This window comes from Nocardia takedensis NBRC 100417 (assembly GCF_000308695.1).
GTDB lineage: Bacteria > Actinomycetota > Actinomycetes > Mycobacteriales > Mycobacteriaceae > Nocardia > Nocardia takedensis.
The window spans coordinates 1-1,003 of sequence record NZ_BAGG01000041.1; the positions used below are offsets into that span (position 1 = coordinate 1).

General features: G+C 65.2%; 1 protein-coding gene. It reads right to left on the minus strand.

Annotated features, from left to right (window positions below):
- Nucleotides 1-6: 6 nt before the first annotated feature.
- Nucleotides 7-1,003: AMP-binding protein (locus tag ON30_RS09660; RefSeq protein WP_040705921.1), on the minus strand; the 997-nt coding region annotated here is incomplete at its 5' end.

The following is a 1,003-nucleotide window of genomic DNA, read 5'->3' on the forward strand; positions in this document are numbered from 1 at the left end:
CCGTGTTCAGGCGTTGTGGGCGCGGATGTTGTCGAAGACGGTGGGGTCTACGAGGGTGCTGGTGTCGCCGAGTTGGCGTCCTTCGGCGATGTCTCGGAGGAGGCGGCGCATGATTTTGCCGGAGCGGGTTTTGGGGAGTTCGGGGACGATGTGGATGTCGCGGGGTTTGGCGATGGGGCTGATGGTGGTGGCGACGTGGTTTTTGAGTTCGGTGGTGAGTTCGGTGGTGTTGTGGGTGGTTTGGGTGTGGGTGGTGAGGATGACGAAGGCGACGATGGCTTGGCCGGTGGTGGTGTCGGTGGCGGCGACGACGGCGGCTTCGGCGACGCCGGAGTGGCCGACGAGGGCGGATTCGACTTCGGCGGTGGAGATGCGGTGGCCGCTGATGTTCATGACGTCGTCGATGCGGCCGAGGATCCAGAGGTCGCCGTCGGTGTCTCGGCGGGCGCCGTCGCCGGCGAAGTACCAGCCTTGGGTTTGGTAGCGGGTCCAGTAGGTGTCGGTGAAGCGTTGGGGGTCGTTCCAGATGCCGCGTGCCATGGCGGGCCAGGGTTGGTCGAGGACGAGGTAGCCGGTGGTGTCGGTGCCGGTGGGTAGGGGTTGGGCGTTGTCGTCGACGATTTCGGCGCTGATGCCGGGCAGGGGTGTCATGGCGGCGCCGGGTTTGGTGTGGGTGATGCCTGGGAGGGGGGTGATCATGATGGCGCCGGTTTCGGTTTGCCACCAGGTGTCGACGATGGGGGTGGTGTTGTTGCCCAGGACGGTGTGGTACCAGCGCCAGGCTTCGGGGTTGATGGGTTCGCCGACCGAGCCGAGCAGTCGCAGGCTGGACAGGTTGTGGGTGTCGGGGATGTGGCGTCCCCATTTCATGAAGGTGCGGATGAGGGTGGGAGCGGTGTAGTAGGTGGTGACGCGGTAGTTTTCGATGATCTGGAAGTGGCGGTGTTGGTCGGGGTGGTTGGGGGTGCCTTCGTAGAGGATCTGGGTGGCGGCGTTGGACAGG